Source organism: Polyangium jinanense, assembly GCF_028435365.1.
Map to the genome: position 1 here is coordinate 190,330 of NZ_JAGTJJ010000014.1, position 6,992 is coordinate 197,321.

General features: G+C 68.1%; 7 protein-coding genes. 4 read left to right on the forward strand and 3 right to left on the reverse strand.

What is annotated here, in order from left to right:
• Nucleotides 1–91: 91 nt before the first annotated feature.
• Together KEG57_RS24120 and KEG57_RS24125 are read right to left on the reverse strand one after the other, a co-directional pair.
• Nucleotides 92–736, reverse strand: a complete 645-nt coding sequence (locus tag KEG57_RS24120; protein WP_272458821.1) for a response regulator transcription factor — start codon at nucleotides 734–736, stop codon at nucleotides 92–94.
• Nucleotides 733–2,754, reverse strand: coding sequence for a PAS domain-containing protein (locus KEG57_RS24125; RefSeq protein WP_272458822.1), 2,022 nt, complete (start codon nucleotides 2,752–2,754; stop codon nucleotides 733–735). The genes KEG57_RS24120 and KEG57_RS24125 overlap by 4 nt, the downstream gene beginning before the upstream one ends.
• A gap of 163 nt (nucleotides 2,755–2,917) precedes the next feature.
• On the opposite strand from KEG57_RS24125, the gene KEG57_RS24130 reads away from it, so the two are divergent.
• Entirely contained in the window at nucleotides 2,918–3,751 is an 834-nt protein-coding gene (locus KEG57_RS24130; protein WP_272423260.1) for an alpha/beta hydrolase, read from the forward strand.
• Between the two features lie 3 nt (nucleotides 3,752–3,754).
• Here KEG57_RS24130 and KEG57_RS24135 read toward each other — a convergent pair whose 3' ends face one another.
• A complete protein-coding gene (locus tag KEG57_RS24135) occupies nucleotides 3,755–4,204 on the reverse strand; it encodes an STAS/SEC14 domain-containing protein (protein WP_272423261.1) in 450 nt (149 codons plus the stop codon).
• Between the two features lie 664 nt (nucleotides 4,205–4,868).
• Between KEG57_RS24135 and KEG57_RS24140 the strand changes: the two genes are divergently transcribed.
• Genes KEG57_RS24140 through KEG57_RS24150 form a run of 3 tightly spaced genes read left to right on the forward strand, consistent with a single transcriptional unit; the run spans nucleotide 4,869 to nucleotide 6,809 of the window.
• Nucleotides 4,869–5,558: a hypothetical protein gene (locus KEG57_RS24140; RefSeq protein ID WP_272458823.1), complete on the forward strand. Its 690-nt coding sequence runs from the start codon at nucleotides 4,869–4,871 to the stop codon at nucleotides 5,556–5,558.
• A gap of 56 nt (nucleotides 5,559–5,614) precedes the next feature.
• Complete coding sequence (locus KEG57_RS24145; protein WP_272458824.1) at nucleotides 5,615–6,100, forward strand: hypothetical protein; 486 nt, start codon at nucleotides 5,615–5,617, stop codon at nucleotides 6,098–6,100.
• 52 nt (nucleotides 6,101–6,152) lie between these two features.
• Nucleotides 6,153–6,809: a hypothetical protein gene (locus tag KEG57_RS24150; protein WP_272458825.1), complete on the forward strand. Its 657-nt coding sequence runs from the start codon at nucleotides 6,153–6,155 to the stop codon at nucleotides 6,807–6,809.
• Nucleotides 6,810–6,992 lie beyond the last annotated feature (183 nt).

Consider the following 6,992-nt stretch of genomic DNA (forward strand, 5'->3'; position numbering starts at 1 on the left):
TGAGCTCCTTCCTGAAGCAATCAGCGCCAGAAGCGTGTATCGCAACCGAACCGGCCCAGAAACCCGACCAAAGTCGGGTGTCCATGTAAGGCTACCCGCGCCGTGACGACGGGGATCGCCGCGCGTCGTCCGAAAGCTGCGCGGCGAATCGCACGAGCTCGGCGACCGACGAGGCCTGCATCTTCTGCATGACCTGCGCCCGCTGCTCCTTCACCGTCGTCTCGCGCGTCCCGAAATCCGCGGCGATCTGCTTGTTCAAGCGCCCCGCCACGACGCCCGCCATCACCTCGCGCTCGCGCGCCGAGAGGCTCTCGTACCGGCGCCGAAGCTCCGCGAGCCGCTCCGCCTCCTCCCGCGCGACCCGATCTTGCGCGAGCGCCTCGCGAATGGCGCGGATGAGCTCCTCGGCGCGGAACGGCTTCGTCAGGAACTCGATCGCGCCGGCCTTCATCGCGCGGACGGACATCGGGATGTCGCCGTGCCCGGTGATGAACACGATCGGCCGTGGAACCTCGGCCTCGAGCAGCCGCTGCTGCAATTCGAGCCCGCCGAGCTCCGGCAGCCGCACGTCGAGCACGAGGCAACCGGGGATGTCGTCTCGCCGCGCATCGAGAAATGCCTCCGCGGTCGGGAAGGTCTCGACCGCGAGCCCGATCGAGCCGAGGAGCCGCCCGATCCCGTCACGTACGGACTCGTCGTCGTCGACGATGAAGACCACCGGATCTTTCGAGCTCATGGCAATGCCCCGATCGCGAACGCGAACGTCGCGCCGAAGCCCTCGTTCGGGCGAGCCCACAACTTGCCGCCGTGCCGCTCGATGATCGAGCGGCTGATGGAAAGACCCATGCCGAGTCCGTTCTCCTTCGTCGTGTAGAACGCGTGGAACAGGCGTGCCTTGTCGATCGCGGGGTCGAGCCCGACGCCCGCGTCCTCGACCGCGACGTGTACGAAGTCCCCGCTCGCGCGCCGCTCGACGAACGTCCGTATCACCACGCGGCGCCGCGCCGGCGGCATGTCCTTCGAGGCCTCGGCCGCGTTGAGCATCAGGTTCAGCACCACCTGCTGCAGTTGCACCGGATCCCCCGACACCTGCGGCAGATCGGGCGACAACACCCGCTGCACGACGAGCCCCTGCCGCGCGAGCTCGGGCGCCACGAGCGGGACGACGTCGCGCACGACGTCGTTGAGGCAGCACGCGCGATGGCGGGGCGGCGAGCGCGACAGCAGCGAGCGGATCCGCAGGAGCACCATGCCTGCGCGCTCGCCGTCGCCGATGACCGCGGTGAGCGACTCGCGCACCCGCTCGAGGTTGGGCGGATCGGTGGCGAGCCAGTTCAGCGCGGCGTTCGCGTCGGCGATGATCGCCGCGAGCGGCTGATTGACCTCGTGGGCGATCGACGCCGCGAGCTCGCCGAGCGTCGTGACGCGCGAGACGTGCGTGAGGGCCGCTTGCGCGCGTTGCAGCTCGTCGGCCGCGCGCCGGCTCGCCGTGATGTCCGTCGCGGCGCCGACGATCTCGTGCTGCCCCGCGGCGTTGACGCGGGATCGGCCGACGACGCGGACGAGCTTCACGGATCCGTCCTCCATCACGAGGCGGTGCTCGTAATCGAAGGTCCCGCCGTCGCGCAGCGCCTGCCGCACGACATCCGCCACGCGCTCGCGATCGTCGTCGTGGATGCGGCTCGCGATCTCCGCGAACGTGGGCCTGGATTTGCTCGGGAAGCCGACGATCTCGCAGATGCCGTCGGACATGGTGAAGTCGCGGCGCAGGAGGTCGAAGCCGAAGGTCCCGGTGCGGCTCAAGCGCTCCGCCTCGGCGCGGTAGGCCTCGCTGCGCCGCAACGCCTCTTCCGACTGGCTGCGCTCGATCGCGATGCTCGTGACGCGGGAGCATCGCTCGAGCAGATCGAGGTCGGATTTCGTCGGCGTTCGTGGCTCCGTGGCGTAGATGCCGAACGCGCCGAGCACGCGGCCGTCGGACGAGAGCATCGGTAGCGACCAGCAGGCGCGCAGGCCGTGGGCCAGCGCGTTTGCTCGAAAGAGAGCCCCGAGCGGATCGTTCTCGATGTCGGCGATGACCACGAGCTCCCGCCGCCACACCGCCGTCCCGCACGAGAATGCGCTCGGGCCGATCGGGGTGCCGTCGATGGCGACCGTGTAGCTCCGCGGCAGGCTCACCACCGCGGCGTGCCGCAACGTCAGCCCATCCTCGTCGAGCAGGAGGATCGAGGCGCGGAGGCCACTCGAACCACGCTCCACGAGGTACACGACGCCTGCGAGGATGGCGGAGGTCGGCTCGCCGCGGGTGATCATCTCGAGGAGGCGTTGCTCGCCTGCGGCCTGGGCCTGGGCCTGCTTTTGGTCGTCGATGTCGGTGTTCAGGCCCCACCACGCCACGACGCCGCCGTGGTCGTCGAGCACGGGCCCGGCCTGGATCTGGAACCACCGGTAGACCCCGTCGGCGCGCCGGAGACGCGCTTCCATGCGCCCCTCCTTGCCGGAGGCGCGGAACGCGGCCCACGTCTCGAGGACCCTCGCGTGATCGTCGGGGTGGAACAGGTCCGTCTCCGCCCACGCCCACCCGAGGAGCTCCGCGTCGGCCTTGCCGGTGTACTCACCCCACCGGCGGCTCAAGAGCTCGAGTGATCCGTCCTGGCGGGCGCTCCAGACGAGACCGGGCAGCTCGTCGAGGATGCCGCGCAGCTCGCCTCCGGCCTGCAAGTGGGCTTCTTTTGCTGGCGAGCCGCGGTGCATCTACGCCCCCTACCCTACCTGTTTTTCTTCCCGAGCTGTACGGGATCGTCCGGATGGAGGGGGACAACACCCACCTTTGGTCGGATTTCCTCCGCCGAGGATCTCGGCCATACCCGCGCCCGTGAGCGCGTACGCCACGCGAGAACCGGAAGGGACGCTCGAGATGAAGGAAGAGACGTTCGAGGGCACAGGTGGGCTGAAGATTTTCATGCGCTCGTGGCGCCCGGGGACGCCGCGCGCCGTGGTCGTGGTGGTCCACGGCTTCAAGGCCCACAGCGGCCTGTACGAGTGGACCGCGGAGCAGTTCGTCGAGCATGGGTTTGCGGTGTACGCGCTCGACCACCGCGGGCATGGGCGCTCGGAGGGCGAGCGGCTCTACGTCGAGAAGTTTTCCGAGTACGTGGACGACGTGCACACGCTCGTGCGCCTGGCGAAATCGCGGGAGCCCGGTCTTCCGGTCTTCCTGCTCGGGCACAGCGCGGGCGGCGTCATTTCGAGCGTGTACACGCTCGAGCACGGCGAGGAGCTCGCGGGGTTCATCTGCGAGAGCTTCGCGCACGAGGTGCCCGCGCCGGACTTCGCGCTGGCGATTTTGAAGGGCCTGAGCCACATCGCGCCGCATGCGCACGTGCTCAAGCTCGAGGATGACGATTTTTCGCGAGACAAGAGCTTCGTCGAGCGGATGAAGAACGACCCGCTGATCGAGCGGATGGGGTATCCGACGCAGACCGTGGCCGAAATGGTGCGCGCGGACGAGCGGCTGAAGCGGGAGTTCCCGCTCATCACGCTGCCGGTGCTGATCATGCACGGCACCCTGGACAAGGTGACGTTGCCGCATGGCAGCCAGCTTTTCCACGAGAAGGCTGGATCGAAGGACAAGACCCTCAAGCTGTACGAGGGGCATTTCCACGATCTGCTGGCCGACGTCGGCAAGGAGGACGTGCTGCGCGATATCGTCGGGTGGATCGCGGCGCGGATTCCGGGGGCGCGGGGCTAGGGCCTACAGCGCGCCTGCGACGCCGGCTCCGTGCATTCGGAACTGTTCGAGAAAGGCGCGCGCCTCGGCTTCCGTTTCGACGAACGCCACGGGCCGGATCCTGGTCGGCTCCAGGGCGCGTACGGCGCGCATCATGAGGGTCGACACGACGCGCGCCGTGAACGAGGCGCCGATGATCGCCGAGCCACGGAGGCTTTCGCGCACACCTAGGAATTCATTCGCCGCCACCGCGCGCCGCGCCTCCGTCGTGACGGTGCCCATCGCCGTGACGTCCGCCATCCAGAAGACGCCGTCCCCGGTGCGCTTGGCGAGCGCTCGGAGCACGTTGATCTGCGAGCGCATGTCCTCGCCCAGCACATCCCCTCGCATGCGAACGTAGTACAGGTCGGGAGACTCGATCCTGTGCAGGTGCGTGCCAAAGGGCTCCCATCGCTCGCTCGGTGGAACACGCATCGTTTCCCGGGACACGCGATCACGATACGCGAACACCCTGCGTGAGCGTCAAAAATCCGACAGGTGAACGGAGGCGGAAGCGACAGCCATGCGGGACCGCCTCGCTCCAAAGGAGCTCGAAACGTTTCCCTCATCCTCCTCGCTGAGCGACGAGTCGGCACAGAACGGCCCCCGCGGCCTCCTCGCCACGAGAGGAAGCCCCGCGGAACGCGCCCCCCGTCCTCATCGCTTCGCTAAAACGCAGCCGGAAACGTTCCTCGCTTCCTTCTCGCTTGGCGATGACGCGCCGTGGAACACTCGCTCCATCGTCGCAGCTTGCCTACGAAGCATCCGGGAACGTCCTCCCCTTCTTCATCGTCGCGCTATGACGCACCCGGGAACGTTCCCCGCTGCCTTCTAGCTTGGCGATGACGCACCGCAGAACATTCCCCCCATCCTTCTAGCCCGACGAGGACGGCGCCAGGAACGTTCCGACCTCGTTTCCAGCGGATTCGTGCCCACGGCGGCGGAAACGGAAGCGGTAGCGGTAGCGGAAGCGGAAGCGGCGGCGGAGGCGGCAGCGGCTGCGGAGGCGGCTGCGGAGGCGGCTACGGCCGGACGCCCTTGAACCCCTCGCCTTCCCTCCCGTAGAGTGCCCTCGCCTGGCCCACGCCGTGGCATCGCCATGCATCCGCGCCCCAGAGCCCTCCTCGTCCCCATCCTCTGGCTCGCCGCTTCCCTCCCCGGCTGCACGAGAGACGCCGTTCCGCAGGGATCAGCGAGCGCGTCGAACCCGCTCTCCGACGAAGCGCCCGCGCCTTCGGCGTCGAACGACGCCTCGAAGCGGCTCGATTGCGAATGGGTCCGCCAAAAGGACAACTGCTGGCAGACGATGAAGCGCGAGATCCGCGCCTGCCTCGGCCCTCTCCCGATCGAGGGCACGCTCGCGCGTGACCAAAAAACCTGCACATCCTCGAATGCAGAGGTGCTCTTTCGACCCGAGGCGCCGAACGCGCCCACCTGGGCCCTCGACATCGAGGTGCGCGTCGCGAACAAGACCTGCTTCCGCTATCGCGACACGGGCCCGGAGACAGGGACGAGGACGGACACGCCCCGGGTACACGTCCTCGAGGGGCCGACCGGCGCGACGATTTCGTTCACGTCGGGCATGCCCCTCACGCTCGTGTGCCCCGACGGATCGACCTTCCGCGCGGGCCCTGCGGACCTGGGCCTCGAAGGATGCATCACGGAGCGTGTCTGGGAGGGCGCGCTCCCGCTGGGCGGAGGGAACTTCCACCCCGACACGTCTCCGATCTGGCTCTCGCTCGATCCACGCTGGGGGCACGTCTTCGAGTGCGAACGCCCGCGCGACTGAGCTTTGCCGGGCTGCGTCGACGGCGATGAGCCCATCCACGGAGAGGGAGGACGACCATGGGTGACGAACAGCCGACCCTGGAATCGAACGGCGACGCGCCGGACACGACGCCGACGCGTGCGCGCTACGAGCAGGCCCTCGCAGCGACCCGCGGGGCGGAGTCAGATTCGGCCCTGCGGGAGCGCGCGGCGATCCTGTACGACTTTGCGGCGTTCATGGAGCGGGAGGACCTGGGGTACGCGCTCGACCTCTGGAACCAATGCATCCCGCTCCATGAGCAAATGGACGACGCGCGGGGCAAAGCGGAAACGCTCAGCCCAATAGCGAAGCTTACCGCGGAGCAGGGTGACGTGGAGCGCGCGCTCGACCTCTTGAATCAAGCCATCGCGATCCATGAACAAATCGGCAACGATTGGGGCAAGATCGACGCGCTCATCTACATGTCCTTCAGGGTCAGCGAGCACGGAGACGAGGAGCGCTCGCGCGACCTCTGGAACCAGGCCACAACATTGATGGATACGACCCAACAGCATCCGGGCTGACGGGTATGCCGCCCGATTGCATCCCGGCGTGGACCCGTGTACAGCGTGTGACATGCGCTTCCGCCCTTCGATCCTGTTGCTGTCGATCGCCCTTGCTGGATGCCGCGGCGCTGCGTCGCCGGCCGCATCTTGCGTGGAGCCCACGGAGGTTCGAGCGCTCCAGGAGGAACTCGACGCGAAAAACCGCAAGAGCCTTGCATCGGCGATCGCGGGCGCCCTGGCCACGCCCGGGTACGAGCGGATCACGCCCACCGTCGTCATTGAGTTCATCCCCGGATTGTCCCCAGAGAATCCCAGGTCCGACCGTCCTCCGCCGACGGTACTCGCCAAGGCCCCCGAGCGTGGCCTGCACGCGCAGGAGTCCATCGTGGCCACGGCGGCGGCCGAGAATGCCCCCTCGAAAATCGTGTTTGCCACGACCGAATGCTCGGCCGGGAGCTCCTGTGGTTGCGAGCTCCGCCCGGAGTACCACTTCGCCTCGGCCCCCGGCGGCCGGGTGGTGATCGTCCGCCTGAGCCCCCAGATTCACCGCGACCCGGTCTCTCAATGCGGCCCGTGCGGCTTCGGGTGCGGGATGCCGTCACCGCCGCTGAACCCAACCTCGTACGCACTGCCGGTGGACGACGTGTCGAAGGTGGACATCATCGACGTGCCTTATGAATGGCACCGCTTGAACGTGGAATGCGAGAAGATGATCCCGGCGCCTTGAGAATCCGGGTGCGCCGCCCCCGGAAGCCTGAGCATTGGTCTCATCGCGAGGCGTCGCGCCGGGGCGCTGCCCCGGGCCCCGCGGGGGCTGTTCGCCCCTCGACCCGAACCAGGGCAAGCCCTGGACCATTTGGGGAAGAACTGCGCGATGCGCAGTTCTTCCCACAGGCCGGTGGCAAGACCA

Excerpts from the sequence above, each read along its gene's own strand:
- KEG57_RS24130 (WP_272423260.1), top strand. The coding sequence starts at position 2,918 with ATGAAGGAAGAGACGTTCGAGGGCACAGGTGGGCTGAAGATTTTCATG.
- KEG57_RS24140 (WP_272458823.1), top strand. The coding sequence starts at position 4,869 with ATGCATCCGCGCCCCAGAGCCCTCCTCGTCCCCATCCTCTGGCTCGCC.
- KEG57_RS24150 (WP_272458825.1), top strand. The coding sequence starts at position 6,153 with ATGCGCTTCCGCCCTTCGATCCTGTTGCTGTCGATCGCCCTTGCTGGA.
- KEG57_RS24120 (WP_272458821.1), bottom strand. The coding sequence starts at position 736 with ATGAGCTCGAAAGATCCGGTGGTCTTCATCGTCGACGACGACGAGTCC.
- KEG57_RS24135 (WP_272423261.1), bottom strand. The coding sequence starts at position 4,204 with ATGCGTGTTCCACCGAGCGAGCGATGGGAGCCCTTTGGCACGCACCTG.
- KEG57_RS24145 (WP_272458824.1), top strand. The coding sequence starts at position 5,615 with ATGGGTGACGAACAGCCGACCCTGGAATCGAACGGCGACGCGCCGGAC.
- KEG57_RS24125 (WP_272458822.1), bottom strand. The coding sequence starts at position 2,754 with ATGCACCGCGGCTCGCCAGCAAAAGAAGCCCACTTGCAGGCCGGAGGC.